The organism is Amycolatopsis sp. NPDC028719, from assembly GCF_055565395.1.
This window is the reverse complement of record NZ_JBVHUL010000003.1, coordinates 153,870-173,675: the sequence shown is the minus strand read 5'-3', so window position 1 is coordinate 173,675 and position 19,806 is coordinate 153,870. Positions and strand designations below refer to the sequence as shown.

At 69.8% G+C, this 19,806-nt stretch carries 27 protein-coding genes and 3 pseudogenes; 17 read left to right on the top strand and 13 right to left on the bottom strand.

Annotated elements, in window-relative coordinates; genetic code table 11:
• Positions 1 to 102: 102 nt before the first annotated feature.
• The 5 genes from ACZ4TR_RS14630 to ACZ4TR_RS14610 form a co-directional block, all read right to left on the bottom strand.
• Positions 103 to 480 carry a DUF1330 domain-containing protein gene (locus ACZ4TR_RS14630; protein ID WP_465287513.1) on the bottom strand — a complete coding sequence of 126 codons (378 nt, stop codon included), beginning with the start codon at positions 478 to 480 and terminating at the stop codon, positions 103 to 105.
• 124 nt (positions 481 to 604) lie between these two features.
• Positions 605 to 1,384, bottom strand: a complete 780-nt coding sequence (locus ACZ4TR_RS14625; protein ID WP_465287512.1) for an ABC transporter permease — start codon at positions 1,382 to 1,384, stop codon at positions 605 to 607.
• A complete protein-coding gene (locus tag ACZ4TR_RS14620; RefSeq protein ID WP_465287511.1) occupies positions 1,381 to 2,283 on the bottom strand; it encodes an ABC transporter ATP-binding protein in 903 nt (300 codons plus the stop codon). Before ACZ4TR_RS14620 ends, ACZ4TR_RS14625 begins: the two co-directional genes overlap by 4 nt.
• Positions 2,284 to 2,343: 60 nt before the next feature.
• Positions 2,344 to 2,559, bottom strand: a complete 216-nt coding sequence (locus ACZ4TR_RS14615; RefSeq protein WP_465287510.1) for a YrhK family protein — start codon at positions 2,557 to 2,559, stop codon at positions 2,344 to 2,346.
• Positions 2,560 to 2,592: 33 nt separating this feature from the next.
• A complete protein-coding gene (locus ACZ4TR_RS14610) occupies positions 2,593 to 3,015 on the bottom strand; it encodes a DUF4232 domain-containing protein (protein ID WP_465287509.1) in 423 nt (140 codons plus the stop codon).
• 385 nt (positions 3,016 to 3,400) lie between these two features.
• On the opposite strand from ACZ4TR_RS14610, the gene ehuB reads away from it, so the two are divergent.
• From ehuB to ACZ4TR_RS14555, 11 genes and pseudogenes are all read left to right on the top strand, one after another.
• Positions 3,401 to 4,306: an ectoine/hydroxyectoine ABC transporter substrate-binding protein EhuB gene (ehuB, locus tag ACZ4TR_RS14605; protein ID WP_465287508.1), complete on the top strand. Its 906-nt coding sequence runs from the start codon at positions 3,401 to 3,403 to the stop codon at positions 4,304 to 4,306.
• A 12-nt stretch (positions 4,307 to 4,318) separates the two neighbouring features.
• On the top strand, positions 4,319 to 4,993 hold the full coding sequence (gene ehuC, locus ACZ4TR_RS14600; RefSeq protein WP_465287507.1) for an ectoine/hydroxyectoine ABC transporter permease subunit EhuC: 675 nt from the start codon (positions 4,319 to 4,321) through the stop codon (positions 4,991 to 4,993).
• A gap of 1 nt (position 4,994) precedes the next feature.
• Positions 4,995 to 5,651 carry an ectoine/hydroxyectoine ABC transporter permease subunit EhuD gene (gene ehuD / locus ACZ4TR_RS14595; protein WP_465287506.1) on the top strand — a complete coding sequence of 219 codons (657 nt, stop codon included), beginning with the start codon at positions 4,995 to 4,997 and terminating at the stop codon, positions 5,649 to 5,651.
• Between the two features lies 1 nt (position 5,652).
• Complete coding sequence (gene ehuA, locus ACZ4TR_RS14590; protein WP_465288108.1) at positions 5,653 to 6,417, top strand: ectoine/hydroxyectoine ABC transporter ATP-binding protein EhuA; 765 nt, start codon at positions 5,653 to 5,655, stop codon at positions 6,415 to 6,417.
• A gap of 87 nt (positions 6,418 to 6,504) precedes the next feature.
• Positions 6,505 to 6,930, top strand: coding sequence for an SPW repeat domain-containing protein (locus ACZ4TR_RS14585; RefSeq protein ID WP_465287505.1), 426 nt, complete (start codon positions 6,505 to 6,507; stop codon positions 6,928 to 6,930).
• Positions 6,931 to 6,984: 54 nt separating this feature from the next.
• Positions 6,985 to 7,146 (top strand): annotated as a pseudogene (locus ACZ4TR_RS14580) (universal stress protein); the annotation flags it as partial.
• 24 nt (positions 7,147 to 7,170) lie between these two features.
• Entirely contained in the window at positions 7,171 to 7,572 is a 402-nt protein-coding gene (locus ACZ4TR_RS14575; protein WP_465287504.1) for a universal stress protein, read from the top strand.
• Complete coding sequence (locus tag ACZ4TR_RS14570) at positions 7,569 to 7,994, top strand: hypothetical protein (protein WP_465287503.1); 426 nt, start codon at positions 7,569 to 7,571, stop codon at positions 7,992 to 7,994. Before ACZ4TR_RS14575 ends, ACZ4TR_RS14570 begins: the two co-directional genes overlap by 4 nt.
• A complete protein-coding gene (locus ACZ4TR_RS14565) occupies positions 7,981 to 8,331 on the top strand; it encodes a hypothetical protein (protein WP_465287502.1) in 351 nt (116 codons plus the stop codon). Before ACZ4TR_RS14570 ends, ACZ4TR_RS14565 begins: the two co-directional genes overlap by 14 nt.
• The gene (locus ACZ4TR_RS14560) at positions 8,328 to 8,552 is read left to right on the top strand and encodes a hypothetical protein (RefSeq protein ID WP_465287501.1); all 225 of its coding nucleotides are present in this window, start codon (positions 8,328 to 8,330) and stop codon (positions 8,550 to 8,552) included. Before ACZ4TR_RS14565 ends, ACZ4TR_RS14560 begins: the two co-directional genes overlap by 4 nt.
• Positions 8,553 to 8,652: 100 nt before the next feature.
• A complete protein-coding gene (locus tag ACZ4TR_RS14555; protein ID WP_465287499.1) occupies positions 8,653 to 9,012 on the top strand; it encodes a DUF4440 domain-containing protein in 360 nt (119 codons plus the stop codon).
• A 43-nt stretch (positions 9,013 to 9,055) separates the two neighbouring features.
• Here the strand turns inward: ACZ4TR_RS14555 and ACZ4TR_RS14550 are convergent, their stop codons facing one another.
• Genes ACZ4TR_RS14550 through ACZ4TR_RS14540 form a run of 3 tightly spaced genes read right to left on the bottom strand, consistent with a single transcriptional unit; the run spans position 9,056 to position 11,977 of the window.
• Complete coding sequence (locus tag ACZ4TR_RS14550) at positions 9,056 to 9,961, bottom strand: glycine betaine ABC transporter substrate-binding protein (protein WP_465287498.1); 906 nt, start codon at positions 9,959 to 9,961, stop codon at positions 9,056 to 9,058.
• A 14-nt stretch (positions 9,962 to 9,975) separates the two neighbouring features.
• Positions 9,976 to 10,824 (bottom strand): ABC transporter permease, encoded by an 849-nt coding sequence (locus ACZ4TR_RS14545; RefSeq protein ID WP_465287497.1) that lies wholly within the window; start codon positions 10,822 to 10,824, stop codon positions 9,976 to 9,978.
• Positions 10,817 to 11,977, bottom strand: coding sequence for a quaternary amine ABC transporter ATP-binding protein (locus ACZ4TR_RS14540; RefSeq protein ID WP_465287496.1), 1,161 nt, complete (start codon positions 11,975 to 11,977; stop codon positions 10,817 to 10,819). Before ACZ4TR_RS14540 ends, ACZ4TR_RS14545 begins: the two co-directional genes overlap by 8 nt.
• A gap of 216 nt (positions 11,978 to 12,193) precedes the next feature.
• On the opposite strand from ACZ4TR_RS14540, the gene ACZ4TR_RS14535 reads away from it, so the two are divergent.
• Positions 12,194 to 13,231 (top strand): ion channel, encoded by a 1,038-nt coding sequence (locus ACZ4TR_RS14535; RefSeq protein ID WP_465287495.1) that lies wholly within the window; start codon positions 12,194 to 12,196, stop codon positions 13,229 to 13,231.
• Between the two features lie 742 nt (positions 13,232 to 13,973).
• Here the strand turns inward: ACZ4TR_RS14535 and ACZ4TR_RS14530 are convergent.
• The 4 genes and pseudogenes from ACZ4TR_RS14530 to ACZ4TR_RS14515 form a co-directional block, all read right to left on the bottom strand.
• Positions 13,974 to 14,199 (bottom strand): annotated as a pseudogene (locus ACZ4TR_RS14530) (hypothetical protein); the annotation flags it as partial.
• 93 nt (positions 14,200 to 14,292) lie between these two features.
• A complete protein-coding gene (locus ACZ4TR_RS14525) occupies positions 14,293 to 14,874 on the bottom strand; it encodes a carboxymuconolactone decarboxylase family protein (protein WP_465287494.1) in 582 nt (193 codons plus the stop codon).
• Entirely contained in the window at positions 14,861 to 15,142 is a 282-nt protein-coding gene (locus ACZ4TR_RS14520; RefSeq protein WP_465287493.1) for a hypothetical protein, read from the bottom strand. The genes ACZ4TR_RS14525 and ACZ4TR_RS14520 overlap by 14 nt, the downstream gene beginning before the upstream one ends.
• A 108-nt stretch (positions 15,143 to 15,250) precedes the next feature.
• A complete protein-coding gene (locus ACZ4TR_RS14515) occupies positions 15,251 to 15,745 on the bottom strand; it encodes an SRPBCC family protein (RefSeq protein ID WP_465287492.1) in 495 nt (164 codons plus the stop codon).
• Between the two features lie 503 nt (positions 15,746 to 16,248).
• Here ACZ4TR_RS14515 and ACZ4TR_RS14510 point away from each other — a divergent pair.
• From ACZ4TR_RS14510 to ACZ4TR_RS14495, 4 genes and pseudogenes are all read left to right on the top strand, one after another.
• Positions 16,249 to 16,471, top strand: a pseudogene (locus tag ACZ4TR_RS14510) (cobalt transporter); the annotation flags it as partial.
• A gap of 157 nt (positions 16,472 to 16,628) precedes the next feature.
• Positions 16,629 to 18,377 carry a chloride channel protein gene (locus tag ACZ4TR_RS14505; protein ID WP_465287491.1) on the top strand — a complete coding sequence of 583 codons (1,749 nt, stop codon included), beginning with the start codon at positions 16,629 to 16,631 and terminating at the stop codon, positions 18,375 to 18,377.
• Positions 18,377 to 18,553, top strand: coding sequence for a DUF6292 family protein (locus tag ACZ4TR_RS14500; protein WP_465287490.1), 177 nt, complete (start codon positions 18,377 to 18,379; stop codon positions 18,551 to 18,553). The genes ACZ4TR_RS14505 and ACZ4TR_RS14500 overlap by 1 nt, the downstream gene beginning before the upstream one ends.
• Complete coding sequence (locus tag ACZ4TR_RS14495) at positions 18,547 to 18,801, top strand: DUF6292 family protein (protein ID WP_465287489.1); 255 nt, start codon at positions 18,547 to 18,549, stop codon at positions 18,799 to 18,801. The genes ACZ4TR_RS14500 and ACZ4TR_RS14495 overlap by 7 nt, the downstream gene beginning before the upstream one ends.
• Before the next feature lie 6 nt (positions 18,802 to 18,807).
• On the opposite strand, the gene ACZ4TR_RS14490 is transcribed toward ACZ4TR_RS14495, so the two are convergent.
• Positions 18,808 to 19,302 (bottom strand): MarR family winged helix-turn-helix transcriptional regulator, encoded by a 495-nt coding sequence (locus tag ACZ4TR_RS14490; protein ID WP_285483690.1) that lies wholly within the window; start codon positions 19,300 to 19,302, stop codon positions 18,808 to 18,810.
• 171 nt (positions 19,303 to 19,473) lie between these two features.
• Between ACZ4TR_RS14490 and ACZ4TR_RS14485 the strand changes: the two genes are divergently transcribed.
• Positions 19,474 to 19,803, top strand: a complete 330-nt coding sequence (locus tag ACZ4TR_RS14485; RefSeq protein WP_465287488.1) for a hypothetical protein — start codon at positions 19,474 to 19,476, stop codon at positions 19,801 to 19,803.
• Positions 19,804 to 19,806: the final 3 nt, after the last annotated feature.

Sequence of the window (19,806 nt, the reverse complement as noted above, 5' to 3'; positions counted from 1 at the left end):
CCGCGCCTTGCTCGCCCATGGCCATGCCCCGCTCCGGTCGGCGACCCGTTTCACAACGGCAGCCCTGTACGGCGCCGGGGTGCGGGTCGAAGACGTGGTTGGTCAGAATTTCGAGCCGGACCAGGGCGTCGTCGCTTGGAGGACGGCTTCGGTCAGCGCTTCGGTGCGCAGGTGAGTGACCTGCTGGTACTCCGGGTCGGCGACCATCCGGCTGAACGCTTCGCGGCTCGGGTAGCGCACGAGCAGCACGGCGTCCCAGTCCTGGCCTTGTTCGGCGACGAGCGAGGTGGAGCCGTCGCCCGCGTAGAGGACCTCGGCGCCGTAGCGGGGCAAGAAGGTTGTCTCGAGCGCGGCGGCGTACTGGGCGTAGCTGTCCCGGCCGCCTTCGCGGAACCGCGGGAGGTTCAGCATTACGACCGGGCCGCCGGGGTCTTCGGCGAGGTAGCGCTTGAGGTCTTTGCCGCGGGGATCCACCGCCATGTCGTGCCTCGCTTCGAAGGTTCGGCCAGCGCACTGAACGAGCGCTTGCTCACCTTAGTTGACGTCGAGCCGCGCGCAAGCCGCCGCCGGCCGGTGGTGTCGCGTGCCGCGGTGGACCTTCCGGTCATCGGTCGTGGTCCGCGCGGTTCCACCACGCCGCCGTGCCCGTGGCGCCGAGTACCCCGATCAGCACGACCAGGCCGTACCCGAGGGGCCCGGGCAGCTCGCTGTCCGGGCCGGCCGTCCCGGCGAAGAGGGCCGGGACCGACCAAGGGAAGAACCGGCCGTAGCCCAGCAGGGCCACGACCTGGGCCAGGAAAGTCGCCGCGAACATGGCAGCCACTCCGGCCAGGTAGCCGCGCCCGGCGCTGGCGGCCAGCGCGAACGGCGTCACCAGGGCGATCGTCATCACCGTGGTGAGCACCAGCTTCACGAGACCGCCGGCCGCAACCGGCAGCGACCAGCCGGGCAGGCCGATCGCTGCGCCGATCGCCAGCCCGAGCCCGTAGGTGTAGAGCGAGAGCAGGAAGCACCAGGCCGTCATGACCCCGAACTTGGCGCCGACGATCGCGGCGCGCGGGGTGGGCAGGGCCAGCAGGTCCTTGGCCGTGTTCTGGCTGAACTCGCGACCGAACACCCACACCACGACGAGCCCGAACAGCAGCGTGCCGCCGACCGCGACGGTCTGGGACAGCAGGGCGAAGTAGCCGGGCCAGTCCGCGGTGCCGCCGGTGAGCGCGGCTTTGGTGCCGAGCAGGCCGAGGGATCGGGCGCGATCGACGTCCTGGAGGATGAACATGACCAGGCCGCCGAAGCCGGCCGCGATCGTGAACGCGAGGCCGGTCGTCCAGGGCAGCCGGGACCGGCGGGCTTTGAGCAGCTCGGCCCAGACGGCGGCGTTCACGCTGCGCCGACCAGACGGAGGAAGCAGGTTTCCAGGTCGTCCTGGTCGACGGCGAGCCGGGTGGGCGGGCAGCCCGCGTCGACGAGCAGCGTGGCGACCTCGTCCGGGTGCCGGGTCGCCCGGTCTCCCCTGAGCGAGAGCCCTTGGCCGTCGTCCTCGTTGGGGTGCCCGGCCGCGTGGAGCACCGCGGCGGCCCGGGCGCGCTCGCGGACGACGACGTGCAGCCGTGGGCGGGCCCGCGCGATCAGGTCGGCGGCGGCACCGGTCCAGACGAGCCGGCCGCGGTCGAGTACGCCGATGCGGGTCGCCAGGCGGGCGACTTCGGTCAGGATGTGGCTGGACAGCAACACGGTGACGCCGTCGCGGTGCGCGAGGTCGTGCAGTAGCTGCCGGATCTCGACGACACCGGCCGGGTCGAGGCCATTCGCCGGTTCGTCGAGGATCAGCAGCTCGGGCCGGTGGACGAGGGCTTTGGCGAGGCCGAGACGCTGCTTGTTGCCGAGCGACAGCGTCCGTGCGCGATGCCGGCGGTGGTGGTCGAGGCCCAGCCGTGAGATGACCTCGGCGACGGCCGTCCCGTCGCGCAGGGCGTGCAGGCGCGCGGCCAGCCGGACGTTCTCTTCGACGGTGAGGTCGGGATAGGCGGACGGAGTTTCGACGAGGTGGCCGACCCGGGACCAGACGGAGTACGCACCGGGCCGGACTGCCGTACCCAGCACTGACACCCGGCCGCTGGTGGGGCGGACCATGCCGAGCAGCATCCGGATGGTGGTCGTCTTGCCCGCGCCGTTGAGACCGAGCAGGGCGTGGATTTCGCCGGGTGCCACGTGCAGGTCGAGCCCGTCTACCGCGACGACGTCGCGGTAGTTCTTGGTCAAGCCGATCGCGTCGATCGTCATGGGAAGCCTCCGCGTTCGATTACGACGCCGACCAGGCTTCCCGGCACTCCATCCGCGAGCTTACTCCGTTGAGAGCCGGTGCCGCTCGTGCAGGTACAGCGCCTGGCCGACGGCGCCGAGCAGCATCCCGAACGAGCCGACGATGAACAGCCAGATCGCGAGCGACTCGGTGCTGTGCCAGACGAACAAGACGCTGCCGACGAAGAAGATCAGGTTGCCGGCTACGCCGATCAGCAGGTGCACGGTCGGGAACTCGCGGACGAACGCCTTGATCATGGTGACTCAGCGAATCCTTTCGAAGTACGGCGGTCAGGCCGGGTGCACGGTCTTGACGGAGAGCTGGTTGCCGGGGAGATCGTCGTTCGCGCAGCCCGTTCCCGGCATGGGCACGAAGTTCGAGTCGGTTTCCTGCGGCAGGTAGATGCGCAGGCCGCGTACCGGTGTCGGCCGGCAGATGCCGTCCGGGTAGTTGTGCACGTTCACGAATTGGATGACCGCCGCTGCGGTCTGTCCTGGCTTCAGGCGGACCGGATCTCCCTTCGTTCCGCTGCGGTAAGCAGCTTCACCCACCTGATGACCGTCGTCACCGGCCACATAGGACACTCCAGGGAAGCCTTGCACGGTGCACGGTTCCACCTTCGTGTTGGTGATCAGCAGGGGACGGTAGACCGATCCCGCCGCAGCGTCACCTGTGCCGAGGGCCAAACCGACATCGCTCGCGCCGCACAGCACGTTTCCGCTTGGAACGGCCGAGGTCGACGGTGGCGGCGAAGTCGATTCCGCCGTGCTCGCGGTGACGGTGTACGTCGGTGATGCGGTCGCCGACGGCGCGGATGTGCTCGGCGCGGCCGCGGCGGGCTCGCCGCGGCCGCAGCCGACGAGCCCCAGTACACCGACTGATGTGGCGAAGAGGGGCAGTAGGCGTGAATTGGTCCTCTTACGATCCGTGCTGCGAATCGTAAGGTGATCGTCAGGTGGGGTACTTCGGATTTCGGCAACACTGGAAGGTTACCTTGCGGTCAGTCGTCACGTTCGAGTAACAGCATTCGCCGTTTTCTTTGTGGTAAAAGAAACTCGCGCCTAGGTTCGTGGCCACTCGGATCGTGAAGGGGTGCGAATGACGCACGAGGGATGGACTCGCCGCGACGTGCTGCGGCGAACGGTGCTCACCACGGCGGTCGTGCTGGGCGGTGGCGTGCTGATGTCGGCGTGCGAGAGCACCGGCGGTGCCGACGGTGGCAAGGACGCGTTGCAGGCGGCCAAGGACACCAAGACGATCAGGATCGGCATCGCGAACGAGGCGCCGTACGGGTTCGCCGACAGTTCGGGGAAGACGACCGGTGAAGCGCCGGAGGTGGCCCGTGCGGTGTTCAAGGCGCTGGGCATCGACGGCGTGCAGGCCAGCGTGGTCCCGTTCGACCAGCTCATCCCGGCCCTGACCGCCAAGCAGTTCGACGTCGTGGCCGCGGGGATGAACATCACCGGCAAGCGTTGCCAGGCCGCGGATTTCTCGGCACCGGACTACTCGGCGCTCACGGCTCTGCTCGTGCCCAAGGGAAACCCGCAGGGCGTGCTGAAGCTCGAGGACGTCGCCGCGAAGAAGGTCAAGGTGGCGGTGCTCTCGGCCGCGGTCGAGAAGGGCTACCTCACCGGCGCCGGAGTCGCCGAGGAGCAGATCCAGACGCTCGACACGCAGGACAACATGCTGCGCGCGGTAGCCGACGGCCGGGTCTACGCCGCCGCGCTCACCGACATCTCGCTGAAGTGGCTGGTCAAGCAGAACCCCTCCGCCGCGGTCGAGGTGACACCGGGGTTCGTGCCGATGGCCGACGGGAAGCCGGTGATATCAGCGGGGGGCTTCGTCTTCCGCAAGGAGGACGACACCCTCCGCACCGCGTTCGACGCCGAGCTGAAGAAGCTGCACGCCAGTGGCGAGTGGGTGAAGATCGCGTCGCCGTTCGGCTTCGCCGAGAGCAACCTGCCGAAGCCCGACGTGACAACCGAGAAGCTGTGTACCGCGTGATGCGAGATCGCCTTGCCTGACTCCTTCGGCACGATTCTGTCGTCGATCCTGCAGGGCCTGACGACGACGGTGTCCGCGGCGGCCGGCGGGATCGTCCTGACGATCGTGCTGGCGTTCGCCGCGGGGCTGGCCTTGGTCTCCCGTTCGCGGGTGGTCCGGGCGATCAGCCGGGTCTACGTCGAGGTCTTCCGGGGCACGTCCGAAGTGGTCCAGCTGTTCTGGCTCTACTTCGTGCTGCCCGCCCTGGTGGGCTTCAAGCTCGTCCCGCTGTTCGCCGGCATCCTCGTGCTGGGCCTGAACCACGGTGCCTACGGCGCGGAGATCGTCCGCGGCGCCGTGAACTCCGTCCCCCGGGCCCAGTACGAGGGCGCCGTCGCGCTGAACCTGTCGCCCGCCCAGCGGATGTGGCGGGTGCTGCTGCCGCAGGCCGTCGTGGAGATGCTGCCGCCGTTCACGAACCTGTTCATCCAGCTGCTGAAGAGCACCGCGCTGCTGTCGTTCATCTCGGCCGGTGACATCGCCGAACACGGTGAGCTGCTCCGGCCTGTGTTCGGGCAGGACATCGTGTGGATCTACGGCACCGAACTCGTGCTGTATCTGCTGCTCGCGCTGGTGATCAAGTACGGCATGCGGGTGCTCGAACGCGCCGGAGCGCGGCGGCTCGGCCGCCAGACCGCGGGGGTGTGAGATGGACTGGGATTGGGACAGCGCGGCCGCGTCGGTCCCGCTGCTGCTCGACGGTTTGCTCACCACCGTCGAACTGACACTGCTGGGTTCGGTGCTCGCCTACGCGCTGGGCATCGTGCTCGCGTTGCTGCGCCGGGCCCGCGTGCCGGTGGTGAGCCCGGTCGTGGCCGGAGCTGTCGAATTCATCCGGAGCACACCGCTGCTCATCCAGGTCTTCGTGCTCTACTACCTGATCGAGCCCGCCATCGGACTCAGGCTGTCCGGGTTCGTGACCGGCGTGATCGCACTCGGCGTGCACTACGCCTGCTACACCGCCGACGTCTACCGCGCCGGGATCGAAGCCGTCCCGGCCGGCCAGTGGGAAGCGGCGGTGGCGCTGAACCTGCCTCGGCGGCGGGTGTGGACCGGCGTCGTGCTGCCGCAGGCCATTCCGCGGGTCCTGCCCGCGCTGGGGAACTACACGATCTCGATGTTCAAGGAGGTTCCGCTGTTGCTCGCCATCGGCGTGCTCGACGTGCTCAACCGGGCCAAGGAGGTCGGCGCCGAGACCTTCCGCGTGATCGAGCCCTATACCCTCGCAGGGCTGTTGTTCCTCCTGGTGAGCCTGCCCGCGTCGATCCTCGTGCGGAAGGTGGAGCGCCGTGTCGGACAGCTCTGAGATGATCCGGTTCGACCAGGTCGTCAAACGGTTCGGCGACCACGTCGTGCTCGACGAGCTGAGCTTCCGCGTGGGGCGCGGCGAGTTCGTGTCGCTGATCGGGCCGAGCGGGTCGGGGAAGACCACGATCCTGCGGCTGCTGATGACCCTCGAACGGGTCGACGGCGGCGCCATCCACGTCGGCGGCCAGTGCCTCAGCCACCGCATGAAGGACGGCGGCCTCGTGCCGGCCGACGAGCGCCACCTCCGGTCGGCGCGCAAGCGCATCGGCATGGTCTTCCAGCACTTCAACCTGTTCCCGAACATGAACGTCCGGCAGAACATCGTCGAGGCACCGCTGCGGGTGCTGGGTCTGTCCAGAGAGGAGGCTGACGCCCGAGCGGCTCAGCTGCTGCAGCTGGTCGGGCTGGCCGACAAGATGGACGCCCACCCGGCTCGGCTGTCCGGTGGTCAGCAGCAGCGGGTGGCGATCGCCCGGGCGCTGGCGATGCGCCCGCAGGTGCTGCTGCTCGACGAGGTCACCTCGGCGCTGGACCCCGAGCTGGTCGCCGAGGTGCTGGCCGTGCTGAAGGAGATCGCCGCGAGCACCGACATCACGATCCTCTGCGTCACGCACGAGATGGAGTTCGCCCGGCACGTCTCCGACCGGGTCCTGATGTTCGACCGCGGCCGGATCGTCGAGGACGCCCCGCCGGAGGAGCTGTTCACCGCGCCTACCCAAGAGCGCACGCGGACGTTCCTGAAAGCCGTGCTCGAACGCGGCTGAGGCGGATCGCAAGCTGATCGTCAGGTGCGGTGGCGCCGGTCCGCGAGAGGCTGGAGCCGCACTCGCGACGAAAGGAGCCGAGGACCCATGAGGACCCGGACCCTCCCCACCACGAACCACAGCGTCTCCGGGCCCAGCTTGGCGCTGGCCGTGGTGAACGCCCTGACCTTCCTGACCGGCTTGTGGCTGGCGCTTTCGCCGTTCCAGCTGGACCAGGAGCTCAGCGGCGGCGGCTTCAACGGCTACTGGAACGACGTGCTCGTCGGCTCGGTCGTGCTGCTGTGCGGGGCCGCGCAGCTCGTGGCGCCGTCGACCGCGCACCGGTGGCGTCCGGTGCTCCCGCTCGCCGGGGCGTGGCTGGTGGTGGCGCCGATGGCCCTCGGTTACAACCACGGAATCCCGGCCCCGTCCACCACCGCCGGCGACGTCGCGGCCGGAGTCGTCGTGCTGGCGCTCTGGGGCGTCGGCATCCTCGTGCTGGCCCGGGCGTTGCGCGATCGGGGAGAGCGGTGACCACGACGGAGCCGGCGGTCATCGTCTCCGGCTACGACGGCACCCAGGAATCGCTTCGAGCTGTGTTCTGGGCCGCTGCGGAGGCCGATCGCCGAAGCAGCGCGCTCCTCGTCAGCGGTGATGGTGGTGGTGGGCCCGCCGGGCACGGGCCCGCTCGGCCGGGCGGTTTTCGGGTCCACCACCGCCGGACTCGCGAAAGCGTCCGGACGACCACTCGTCGTCGTCCGAGGTGAGGATCCTGTGGAAGGGACCGCGCGGTACCCCGTGGTCGTCGGTCTCGACCCGGCAGCCGACAACTCCGCCGCGCTGGCGTTCGCGTTGGACTTCGCCCAGCGGCACGCGGTCAAGGTGCACCTCGTCCACGCGATGACCGGCCGGTTCCGCAAGCACACCGGCCCGTCGGAGCCGATGGTGGCCGAACTGGCCGGCTGGTTGTCCGCCTACCCGGAAGTCCCCTTCGAGCACGAGATCGTCCGGGACTTCCCCGAACGGGCGCTGCTGGACCGCGCGAGGCACGCCGCGTTGCTCGTGGTCGGTGACCGCCGCCGCAATCCCGTCCGGCGCGTGTTGTGCAGTTCGGTGAGCCGGACCGTCCTCCACTACGCGCCGTGCCCGGTGAGCGTCGTCGGAGCGGGGGCGTGACCGTGTTCGACTACGTGGAGGGCATCGTCATCGCGGCCCCGGTTCCGGCGGTTCGCGAGACGTTGCGCAGCATCGAAGGGGAGTGGCTCGGCACCTCTCCGCCACCGGGCGAGCGGGCCGAGTCGTCCTGTCTGCGGCCGGCGCCGGTCCTGAACCGCAGTTCGTTCGCGCGCTATCACTGGCTGGGGTTGCCGGTGGACGTGGCCGAGAGCGTCACGTGGAGCGTCGAGCGGTACGGGTACGACAGCACGGTGGTCCGCGCGCACGTCTGGGCCGAGTTCCGGGCCGGGCTCCGCGCGCGGCTCATGGAGCTGGCCTTCTCCCGGCTGCTCGGCGGCGTCGCCCGCGACCGCGAGCACACCCGCTCGCAGCTGCGCCACCTGAAGCGGAGCAGCGAGGGGCTACGGCGTGGAACGCACTGATGGCGAGGTGTCGCGGCTGCAGGACGTCGCCGAGCTGATGTGGCGCACCGCGGCCGTCCACCGGGCCCGGGCGGCCAGGCTGGTGACAGCCGCCGAGCCGGGCGGTGAATTCGAAGCCCGCGTCGAACGGGGGCTGGCGAAGGTCGCGGCCGAGCACGCGATGGCTTTCCTGGAGCTGGCGGACGCCGTCGAAGCGCGGCACTCGGCCACAAGCCGGCCGGCTACGTCACCGGAGTGGCACGCGGCGATGAACCGGTCATACGCGGCGCTCCGGAGGGCCGAGGCCCATCACCACCGGGCCGCGGCGGTTCCCGCGCAGGACGAGCCGCACGGGTGACCATCGTGTTCGCCGCGGCACTGGCGATGATCGCGTTCGCCTTCGTCCCGGCCCGTCACCGGTACTGGCGCTTGACCGCTGTCCTCGGCTGGACGGCCATCTGGCTCGACGGGTACGCCGGCCTGAACCCGGTCGACCTGACCGGTCTCGGCGCCGCCGTGGCGAGCCTGGTCGTCGTCCTGGTGCGGCAGCAACGCCACCGGCCCGGCGAGAACGGCTGAGCGGGCGGAATCGCAAGGTAATCGTCAGGTGCAACCGCTTCCGGATGCGGAACGCTGGCAGTGGCACCGGCGACCGCCGGACCGTGGTGGAGGACGGCCGGTGGCGCACGACGAGCTGATCGACCTGGAGCAGCAGGGCTGGCAGGCGCTCATGGCGACGCCCGCGGCTGCCCGGAAGTTCTACGAGGACGTTTTCGACGAGCAGATCGTGGTGCTGCTTTCGGACCTGCCGCCGATCCGGACCCGCGACGAGGCGCTCGACGCGTTGTGCGTGGCTGCCTGGGAGGAGTTCCGGTTGCACGGGCTGCGCTGCGTCCAGCTCAGCGAAGGCACCGGAGTGGTGCGCTACAGCATCGCGGCGACGCGCTCGGCGCTGCCGTATTCGGCGCAGGTGAGCAGTGTCTACGCGCGCCGGCCGGGCGGCTGGAAGCTCACCTTCCACCAGCGGACCCGCCGGTGAGACGTGCGGCCGCCACCGGCGCGTGGCGGCGGCCGCACGAACCTCAGAGGCCGGTGAAGGCCTGGTCGACGAACGCCTTGTTCCGGTCGATCCACTGCTGCGCCGCGGCCTTCTCCTGGCCCTTGGGCGCCTGCTGGATCAGGTCTTCCAGCGAGCCGAGCTGCTCGTCGGTCAGTTTGACGCTCTTGGCGACCTTCGCCAGGGCCGGGAAGTCGGTGCCGAAGCTCTTGCGGCCGATGGCGTGCAGCTGCTCGCCCGTGCCCATCGCGCCCTGTGGGTCCTTCAGGTCCTTGAGCTGGTAGCGCGAGTAGGCCCAGTGCGGGTGCCACAGCGTCACGACGATCGGCTTCTTGTCCTTGATGGACGAGTCGAGCGCGGCGAGCATCGCCGTCGTCGAGGAGTTCTGCAGGGTGATCGTTCCGTCGAGGCCGTACTTCGGGATCGCGTTCTTCTGCACGATCCCGGTTTCGCCCGCGCTGGCCTCGATGCCGGTGATCTTGCCGCCGAAGTCGGCGGCGTGGGCCTTGAGGTCGGCGATGCTGTCGACGCCCTGGACGTAGTCGGGCACGGCCAGGTTCAGCGTCGCGTTGTCATACCAGGTACCGAGGTCTTCGAGCTGGTTCGAGTACTGCTTCCAGTACTGCTCGTGCGTGGCGGGCAGCCACGCGTCGAGGAACAGGTCGACGTCGCCCTTGGCCAGGCCGGCGTAGATCGGGCCGACGTCCAGCAGCTGCGTCTTGACCTGGTAGCCCCTGCTCTCCAGCACGGCCTGGTAGAGGTTTGTCAGCGCGACGTCCTCGTCCCAGTTGATGTAGCCGATGGTGACCGACTTCGAGCCTTGGTCGTTGCCGGACTGCGTTTCGCGGCCGCCACAGGCGGTGAGCGCCAGCGCCGACAGCACGGCGACGCCGAGGGCGGCGATCCGGCGGGTCTTCGGGGTGTTCCGCACGCTTCTTCCTTTCTCTAGCGGTCTTTCCGTTCGGGCTGGGCGCTGCTGAGCCGGTCGAGGTAGATGGCCAGGACGACGACGCCGAGGCCGGCTTCGAAGCCGGAGCCGAGTTTCAGGCTGGTGACCGCGGCGTAGACCTCGGCGCCGAGGCCGGGCGCGCCGACCATGCCGGAGATCACGACCATCGACAGCGACAGCATGATGATCTGGTTGACCCCGGCCAGGATCGTCGGCAGCGCCAGGGGAAGCTGGATCTCGGTGAGGATCTTCCGCGGCGGCGAGCCGAACGCCTCACCGGCTTCGACCATTTCCGGGTCGACCTGCCGGATGCCCAGTTCGGTCAGCCGCACGCCGGGTGGCAGCGCGAACACCACGGTGGCGACGACGCCGGGCACCGGGCCGATCGAGAAGAAGAAGATCACCGGGATCAGGTAGACGAATGCCGGCAGCGTCTGCATGAAGTCCAGCACCGGCCGCACGATCCGGCTGACCGTCGCGTTGCGCGCGGCCAGGATTCCGATCGGCACGGCGATCACGACCGCGACCACACCGGCGACGAGCACCTGGGCGAGCGTCTGCATCGCGGACGGGAACCGGTCCAGTCCGTCGATGAGGGCGAAGCCGGCGAAGGAGCCGACGCCGAAGCGCCAGCCACGATGCCACCAGCCGAGCGCGGCGAACAGGACGATCGGCACCGGTGCCGGTGGTGCTTGCAGGGCATCGGAAAGGCCTTCGACCACGCCCTTGATGAGGGTGTCGACCGCGTCGAAGAACGGGCCGATGTTGTTCTGCAGCCAGTCGACCACGGCTTGGAACCAGTCGCCCACGGGGATCCGCGGAACCTGCCAGGCTGCCTCACGCATCGGTGCTCACCTCCGTGTGGCGGGCCAGGGCGCCGAGGATCGCCGCCGGGGTCACTACGCCGAGGAGGCGGCGGCGGTCGTCGACAACGGCGATCGGCCGGCCCCCGGTGGCGAGACCGAACAGTTCGGAAACCCTGGTGCCGGCGGTGACTTCGGCGAAGCCGTTGCTGACCGCGCTCGTGACGGTGTTCGCGCCACGGGCTGCGGCGGCGACGGCGGCGGCCATGGTGACGATGCCGACGAGCCCGCCGTCGGGATCGACGGCGAACATCTCGGTGACGTCGAGCTTGCGCATGGTGTGGATCGAGCCGCGCGGACCCGACGACGTCGGCAGGGTCTTCCCGGGCGGGGCCATCACCGAACCGGCGGTGAGCACGCGGGACCGGTCGACGTCCTGCACGAACCGGGCGATGTGGTCGTCGGCGGGCGAGGTGAGGATCTCGTCGGCCGTACCGAGCTGGACGATCCGGCCGTCACGCATCATGGCGATCCGGTCGCCGAGGCGCATGGCTTCGTTGAGGTCGTGGGTGATGAACACGATGGTCTTGCCGAGCCTGGCCTGCAGCTGCAGCAGCTGGTCCTGCATCTCCTTGCGGATCAACGGGTCCAGCGCGCTGAATGCTTCGTCCATCAGCAGGATGTCGGTGTCGGCGGCGAGCGCGCGGGCGAGGCCGACGCGTTGGCGCATGCCGCCGGAGAGCTGCGCCGGTAGCCGGTCGCCCCAGCCGTCCAGTCCGACCAGCCGCAGCGCTTCTTCCGCGCGCTGGGTGCGTTCGTCGCGGGGAACTCCCTGGACGCGCAGCCCGTAGGCGGTGTTGTCCAGCACGGATCGGTGCGGGAACAGTGCGAAGTGCTGGAACACCATGCTCATCCGCCGGCTGCGCAGCTGCCGGACTTCGCTCTTGGACAGCGCGGTGAGGTCCTGGCCGTCCACGAGCACGCGTCCCGCGGTGGCCGGCAGCAGGCCGTTGAGCATGCGCAGCAGTGTCGACTTCCCCGAGCCCGACAGGCCCATCACGACGAAGATCTCGCCGTCGCGCACCTCGAAGGAGGCATCAGCGACCGCGGCGGTGACGCCGGGCAGGTCCAGCTCGTCGCGCGGCGTGCCGTTCTCGAGGCGGCGGACGGCTTCCTGGGCGCGCCTGCCGAACACTTTGTACAGTTTCTCGGCTCTGACTGTCGGCAATGGACTCCCGACTTTCCTTGGGGGACCGGAACACTGGTCAACGTTGACCAGCGGCATCATTGCACACGCCAATATTTGGTCGACCTCAGCGTGAAGCGGTCACAGTCGGGTAAAGTCCGTTGTGTCCGGTCCGGCGATGTGTTCGGCTGGCGAGATCGAGGACCGGGCCGGCGAAGGGGATGGATGACGTTCTTCCTGTCGCGGCTGCTGGCGCGCTGGGTGCTGAGGCGAGGCCGGCTGTTACCGGTGGCGGTCGTCGTGTTCGTGTTCGCGACGAGCTGGCCGCTGATGGCACTCGCCGAACCCGCCGGCAGCGACTTGGTGCGTCCGGGCAACTACTGGTGGTACTTCGTCGTGACGGCCGCCACGGTCGGCTATGGCGACTACTCGCCGCAGAGCGTCGCGGGACACTTCGTGGGCGGCTACGTCATCATCGGCGGGATCGCGACCCTCACGACGGTGTTCACCCGGCTCGCCACGGCGCTCGAGCAGGCGAAAGGACGGCGGATGCAGGGGACCGAACCGGTGCGCACCACCGGGCACACGGTGCTGATCGGCTACACGGCGGGCCGGACCGAGCGGATCGTGGCTCAGCTGCTGGCCGACGGCGTGACCGGGCTGGTCCTGTGCACGGGTGAGGGGGTCCCGGTGCACCCGATGCCCGGGGAGCCGGTGGAGTTCGTCCGGGGCGAACCGACGGCCGCCGACGTGCTGGCCCGCGCGGCGGTGCACCGCGCGGCGACGGTGCTGGTGGACATGGCCGACGACAACGAGGCACTGGCCGTCGCGGTGACGGTCGACCACGCGAACCCCTCGGCGCACGTCGTGGTGGCGTTGCGGGACATGGAGCGTGCCGAACTGGTCCGTTACGTCGACCCGAAGATCAAGTGCGTGCAGTGGCACACCCCGCGAATGGTCACCGAGGAGCTGACCTCGCCCGGAATCGCCGACGTCTATGCGGAGCTGATGACCGCGGGAGGTGCGAGCACCTACTCCGTGGCGCTACCGCAGTCGCTCGGGACCCTGCGGACCGAGCGGTGCCGCGTGGCTCTGGGCCGGGCGTTCGGTGCCACGATCCTGGCCGCCTGCGCGGCCGACGGCCTGGTGGTCAACCCCGGCTGGGACGGTGAGCTTCCGGCCGGGGCGACGCTGTACTACGTGGGCCCGCGACGGCTCACCGGCACGGAGGTCGTGGCCGCCTTGCGCGAGCCAGGCAGTTGAGTTTCAGTCGTCTCCTTCGGCTTCGGCGGCTCTGTCGCGGACGCCGCGGGCGGTAACGCGCTGGTCGCGTCCTGTCCGTGGCAGCGATGAGTCCGTTGGTGCCGCCGCGCACCCAGGACTCTTCGGACCCGGTGCATTCGGAGGCGCTTTGGTGGCCCGCGGCGCCGACATGACGGCCATCGGCGCGAGTGTCAACGTCGTCATGCCGGGGATCGCAAGGAAATCGTCAGGTCCGGCGGGAGAATTCCACGGGACAGTGGAGTCCGGCGCCGGCGGGTCCGGAGCGGCCGTCGTGAGCGAGGGAACGCGTCATGGGTTTGGGGGCGCGGACCCCGGGGTGCCGAAAGGCTCCGGCCTGGGCGGAAGCGGCGTCGTGACGCGGCGGCGGGGTACAGAGCGGTGCCTCGCCGCCGCGCCAGATCTTCGTCAGAAGCGTAAACCGTTGTCTTATGCAACGTTGAGCGACGAGGAACGCCGGAGGGAACATCGTCACCCGTGGTGTCGAACAGCACTTCTGGATCGGACCGGGCGCCGAAGGCGCGCTGACGCCGAGCTTGCCCAGTTCGCTGGCCTTCGTGGCGGCGCTGTGGCTCGGCTTCGCGCCCTGCGTGCTGTACTTCAGCCACGTGCGAGGCGGCCTCGTTGACGGCATCGACGTGCTGGTTGGCGCTGGTGGTCGGTGTGCCGGCCCTGATCAGGACCGTGGTGCCGCGAGATTTCTGTGCCCACCAGCGCCACCGGATTACAGGCTCCATTCGACACGAAGATGCTGTCGGCGTGCTTCTGGCGCCTGGCTGTATGAGGCCATGACGTTGGTGACGCCGGTGAGGAGCTGGGACGCTGGTGCCTGGTTTCCGGCGGCGGTGTGGGGTCGATGGTAGTTGTCGCGGATGTTCCAGACGGCCAGGACTGCGGTGCGCTGTTCTCGCTGGTCCAGGCAGGACGTAGCGGAACTCTTCGGCCAGGATAGGGGCTCGGCACCGAACGCTGGCTACGCCAATCCGACGTCCCGCACGGCCGCCGGGCGCCGCGGCGACGGCGATACTCCGGCCAGAAGCAGGTCAGGCGTAGCCGCGCTTGAGCATCATGCCCGCGGCCTTGTCGAACTCGGCGTCGGTCGGAATGGCAAAGCCCAGCGCGTTGGCATACCGGGTGACGATGTCGAACACGGCCGCAACTGCGGCCGCATCCTCGAGTTGTCGCCGGGTAACACCCGCGGCGAGCGCCGCTCGGACTTGCTCGCCCTGCAGTTCATCAGGGCGCACGGTCATGGTTTCCAGAACGGCGAGCGTGGCGCGCAGAGGCTCCGAGACAGGTGCGGTGTGGTAGTCGGCGAGGGCCGCTTCCGCCACCGCCTTGTCCATCCCGTGCACGGCGATGGCCCGGTGCGCCCCGACGCAAAAGGGACATGAGTTCCACTGGGCGACCATCGCGGCCATCAGCTCCCGCTCCGCCACGGACCACTCGCTTGGTCCGCGCATCGCGTCTTGCGTCCACGCGCCGAGGGCTGTACCGACGAAGCCCTTGTGGTAGAAGGCAACCCGGGCCGCGTCCGGGAGACGCGCGCCCAGCGCCAGGGAGATGACCCGGATCAGCATTCTGCTGCGGAGACCGTCACCGCGTTCGACCTCAGGCAGGCGCATCGGTCGCCTCCTCGATGACCCGGACCGCGGTGTCCCAGTGAGCCAGGCCCGCCCCGATGCAGGCCGACATGATGATCTCGAACGCCGCTTTGTCGGCTCCTGCCACCTGCCGGACGGCGTCGACCTCGGCATCGGTCACCCGGTAGGAGGCTTCACCGATCTGCCGGGCCAGCTCGTCGTACGGTTCGGCAACCGGCGGCCCGCCCGCTGCCCGAGCCGCCACCGCGGTCCGCAGCGCCGCATCGGTGACTCCGGTGTCGCCGCCCACCGCCGTACGCAATGCTTCCGCTCGATCGCGGTGTGACTCCGGCGTGCTTGTGCTCAGGTGGCCTCTCCGCTGTCGCCAGGATCGGATCCGGTGTGGACGGTATCCGCTTCAGGCCTCTGCGGCATCCCGTTGCGTCGCGGCGCGGAACCGCTCGAGGTAGAGCGGCCAGCCCGAGTCGGAGCCGAGGCCGGTGAAGCTCTCCCAGCCTTCGCCGTGCCGGTCGAGGTGCCGGTGTTCGAGGACGACCCGGGTGCGGTCGGCGCCTTCGGCGGTGAACCGGATCTCCACCTCGCTGGTGTGGCCGGGGTCGGACTCCAGCTGCCAGCGCGGGCTGATGTCCCAGCTGATCACCAGCCGGTCCGAGGGCTCGTAGGCGAGAACCCGCGCCCAGGTGCACCGGCTGTCGTCGGAGCCGACGTCGTACACGGTGCCGCCGGCCTCGGGTTCGAGCACGGTCCGCTCGATCGGGAACGGGAGCAGGTTGTGCTCGCGCGGCTTGACCTCGTCGAACCGTTCGGTGAACACGCGGAAGGCCTGCTCGACGGGAACATCGACGACGATGTCGGCCTGAACCGAGGTCGTGGCTGGTGACGTGCTGCTCATGGGTGGTGTCCTTTCGGCGAGTCGTCGGTCGACTCACCAGAGGACGAACAGCTGCACGGCTTCTCGACAGCTCATCACTCACTTTTTTCGAGCGTGTGGATACGGCTCGCGAGGTAGCGTTGGTGGCGAGGTCGTGGGCACGCCGGTACGCCGCGACCGCCTCGTCCGCGCGGCCGAGGCGACGCAGGAGATCGGCGCGAGCGGCATGCAACAGGTGGTAGCCCTCGATCCGGTCGATCAAGGCCGGCCCCTCGGCCGGGGTGGTGGGCCATGGCGACCGCCACGGCGTGGTTGAGGGCGGCCACCGGAGACGGCGTCAACCCGAGTAGCTGCTCGTACACCGCGGCGATCCCGGCCCAGTTCGTGTCGTCGGCCCTCGGCGCCTGGGCGTGCAGGACCGCGAACGTCGCCTGCAACACGTACGGCCCGGGCGCGCCGAAGCACAGGACCCGGTCCAGCAGGCGGACGGCTTCGGCGATCTCAGCGCGGTCCCAGCGACGTCGAAGGTGATCGCGCTGTCGTTCTTCGCGCTCGCTGCCTACGTCTCGGTTGAGTCGGTCCGCGTTGTTCGGCGCGGAGTCCGCGGAGCACTCGACGGTCGGGACCGTGCTGGCCGCGGTGTCGTTGCTCGGCTGGCCGTGGGCGGACCCGATTGTCGCCCTGGTGATCGCCGCGGTCGCGGTGAAGGAAGGCCGCGCGGCCTGGTGTGGCGAGCACTGCTGCTGATCACCGGCACTCGAGCGGGCCCATGAGCGGGCCCATGAGCGGGCTCAGTGCGGTGCTGACCTACCGTCAGCGGGCGAGGGCGAGGGTGCGGGTGGGGGATCGTGCCGCGTGATCGAACAAAGTGTTGCATACTGCAATAGTGTCTACAGCTAACAGCATGTCGGTCAGGCGCGTCCCGGTCCCGGTCCGGCAGCCGATCGGGAGGTGGCTGCGGGAAAGCCGGAGCGGTCTGGTCGGCTTGGCCGTGCTCATCGGGGCCGGCGCCGGGCTCGGCGCCATCGTGTTCCGCTGGCTGATCACGACGTTCACCCACCTGTTCTCCGGGCAGGCCGACTACGCCGACGCGGGGCGGGCTGCCCATCCGTGGCTTCCGGAGCTGGGGCCGTGGTTCCTGCTGTTCGCGCCGGTGGTGGCGGGGCTGATCTACGGGCCGTTGGTGTACAAGTTCGCGCCGGAGGCGCGCGGCCACGGCGTGCCTGAGGTGATGTACGCGGTCGCCGAGCGCGGCGGCCGGATTCCCGCGCAGGTGAGCGCGGTGAAGGCGCTGGCGTCGGCGCTGACCATCGGCTCCGGCGGTTCGGTCGGGCGCGAGGGCCCGATCGTGCAGATCGGGTCCGCGCTCGGCTCCACCCTGGGCCGCCTCACCCGGCTGCCCGAGTCCCGGCTGCGGGTGCTCGTCGCGTGCGGCGCGGCGGGTGGGATCGCGGCGACGTTCAACGCGCCGCTGGCCGGTCCGTTCTTCGCGATGGAGCTGATCCTGCGCGACTTCGCCGCGGAGTCGTTCGGCGCGGTGGTGCTGGCCAGCGTGACCGCGAGCGTGGTCGGGCGGGCGGCGTTCGGGAACACCCCGTTCCTCGACCTGCCGCCCTTCACCTTGCGCAACCCGGTGGAATATCTGCTCTTCGTCGTGCTCGGCGTTGTCGTGGGTGCGTGCGGGGTGCTGTTCACCCGGGTCCTGTACTGGATCGAGGACTTCTGCGACTGGGTGTGGCGCGGGCCGGAGTGGCTGCGTCCGGCTGTCGGTGGCGTGTTCCTCGGCGGGCTGCTGCTGGCCCTGCCGCAGATGTACGGCGTCGGGTACCCCGTGCTGCAGAACGCCGTCGAAGGCAAGTACCTGATCGGATTCCTGCTGCTGTTGCTGGTCGGCAAGATCGTCGCGACGAGCCTGACGATCGGCATCGGCGGCTCGGGCGGGGTGTTCGCGCCGTCGCTGTTCATCGGCGCGATGGGCGGGACAGCCTTCGGGATCCTGATGCACGCCTGGTTGCCGTCGCTGACCGCGTCGCCGGGCGTCTACGGGCTGATCGGGATGGGGGCCGCGTTCGCGGGAGCCGCGCGGGCACCGATCACGGCGGTGATCGTGCTGTTCGAGCTGACCGGGCAGTACACGATCATCCTGCCGATGCTCACCGCGATCGTGATCGCCACGGCCACGAGCCGGGCGCTTTCCCGGGACACCATCTACACGCTCAAGCTGCGCCGCCGGGGCGTCGACCTCGACCGGCACCCGCAGGAGCGCCGGCTGGCCGCCACGACGGTCGAGGCTGTCGCCGAGCCGCTTCCCGAACCCCTGCCCGCCGGTACCCTGCTGGAGCGGGCCGCGCACGCCCTGGCCGTGTCCGGGCACGGCATCTTGCCGGTGGTCGACGAAGAAGGCCGTTATCAAGGCTGCGTCACGGCGCAGGCGGTGGCCGAGGCGCTCGGGGACGACTTCGACGGCACCGTCGGGAAGCTGGCGGAACTGCCTCCCCTGGTCACGTGCGAGACCTCGCTCGCCGACGCCTTGACGGCTCTGACGAACGCACCCGGTACCGGTCTGCCGGTGCTCGACGGCGACCACCAGCTGACCGGCTGGCTCACGCACCAGGCGGTGCTGTCCGCGCTCGCCACGGCGGGGACGCGCTGATGCTGGACAACGAGGCCGCGCACGAGGCGTTCGGGCTGGCCGGCTACGTGCGCGCGGTCGCCGCGGCGGTGGACGTGCCCTCGCAGGCCACGGCCTGGGAGCTCGGGAACCGCCCGGCGGCGTACCTCGCGCTGCAAGACCGCTGTGCCGACCACCCGAGCGCGGCGTCATGCTGATCTGGTCCGCCGAACGTGGCTGGAAGGTCTGCCTGGAGAACACGCCTCACCAGCCGTCGGCGGTGGTCGCCCGGCTCGGGACGCGGGTGATCGCGGCCCCGGCCGAGGTGGGGAATTTCGTCGCGGACGTGCTCGCCGGGCGCCAGAAGGGGGGTCGCTCGGCTCCACCGCTGCCCGGCGATGGGCCGCCGCTCACGGAGTTGCTCTCCGGCTACGCGGTCGGCCGGAACGCACCGCGATTGCGGTAGCGGCGGTCAGGTCCAGACGGCTTCGGGAGCGACGGCCGACGCGGGCGGCTCCCCGCCGGCCTCGGCGAAGGCGGTGAGGCTGTCGACCAGGCCGTGGCGAGCTTCGTCCGGCATCCGGGCGACGATCTTCGCGATCTCCTTGCGTCGCCGCGCGGTCACCTGGCGGACCACCTTCGTGCCCTCGCGGGTCAAAGCCAGCACGATTTCCCGGCGGGAGACGGTGCTGTGCTGCCGGTCGACCATGCCGACCGTGACGAGGCGGTCGACCATCCGGCTCGCGGTGGACGGCGTGACCTGCAGGTATTCCGCGAGGTCGGCGTGCTTGAGCGGGCCCCGGGTCTGCAGGACCACCAGGAGGCGGAACTGCGGCAGGGTGATCGCGTCGCCGGCGGCGGCGATCGACCGGGCCGACACGGCCACCAGCAGGCGCGAAGCGGTCAGCACGGCGTCGGTGACAGCGTCGACGTCCGTCGCGTCGAGGGCAGGGGAGCTGCGAGGCATAGCTACCAGTGTGCCCGACGTGGGCATGGACCTGCTGATCAGCCGCGCCAAACCTTCGCCTTCCGCCCGATTGATCTGATTTGTCCGGGTGATCAAGGACACTGGCGACAATGGGTAAAGTATTGCATACTACAACAATGAGTGGAGGCAACCTTTTATCGTGGGGTGCGCATGAGTCCGCGTGAGGGATTGGCGCGGCCGATGTTCGGCAAGGTCGACCCGTACTGCCTGTTCGCTGTGCTGCCGATGCTGTTCGTCGCCGGGATCGTGGTGGCGCTGGTGAGTGTTCCCGCAGGTCTGGTCGTCGTGGTCTTCGCCGGTTTGGTCGTCGTGTTCGATTCGTGGGCCAACCGGCCCGGCCCAGTGCAGCCGGCCCCGCGACCGCGGACGCAGGTGAGGCCCGTATTGGTGCACCGGCCGCGACCGCCCATGCCGAGGCCGGTGTCCCGGCCTCGGCCCGGAGTGCGGCAGCCGGCGCCGGGAGCGCCGTACCGCCGCTGACCC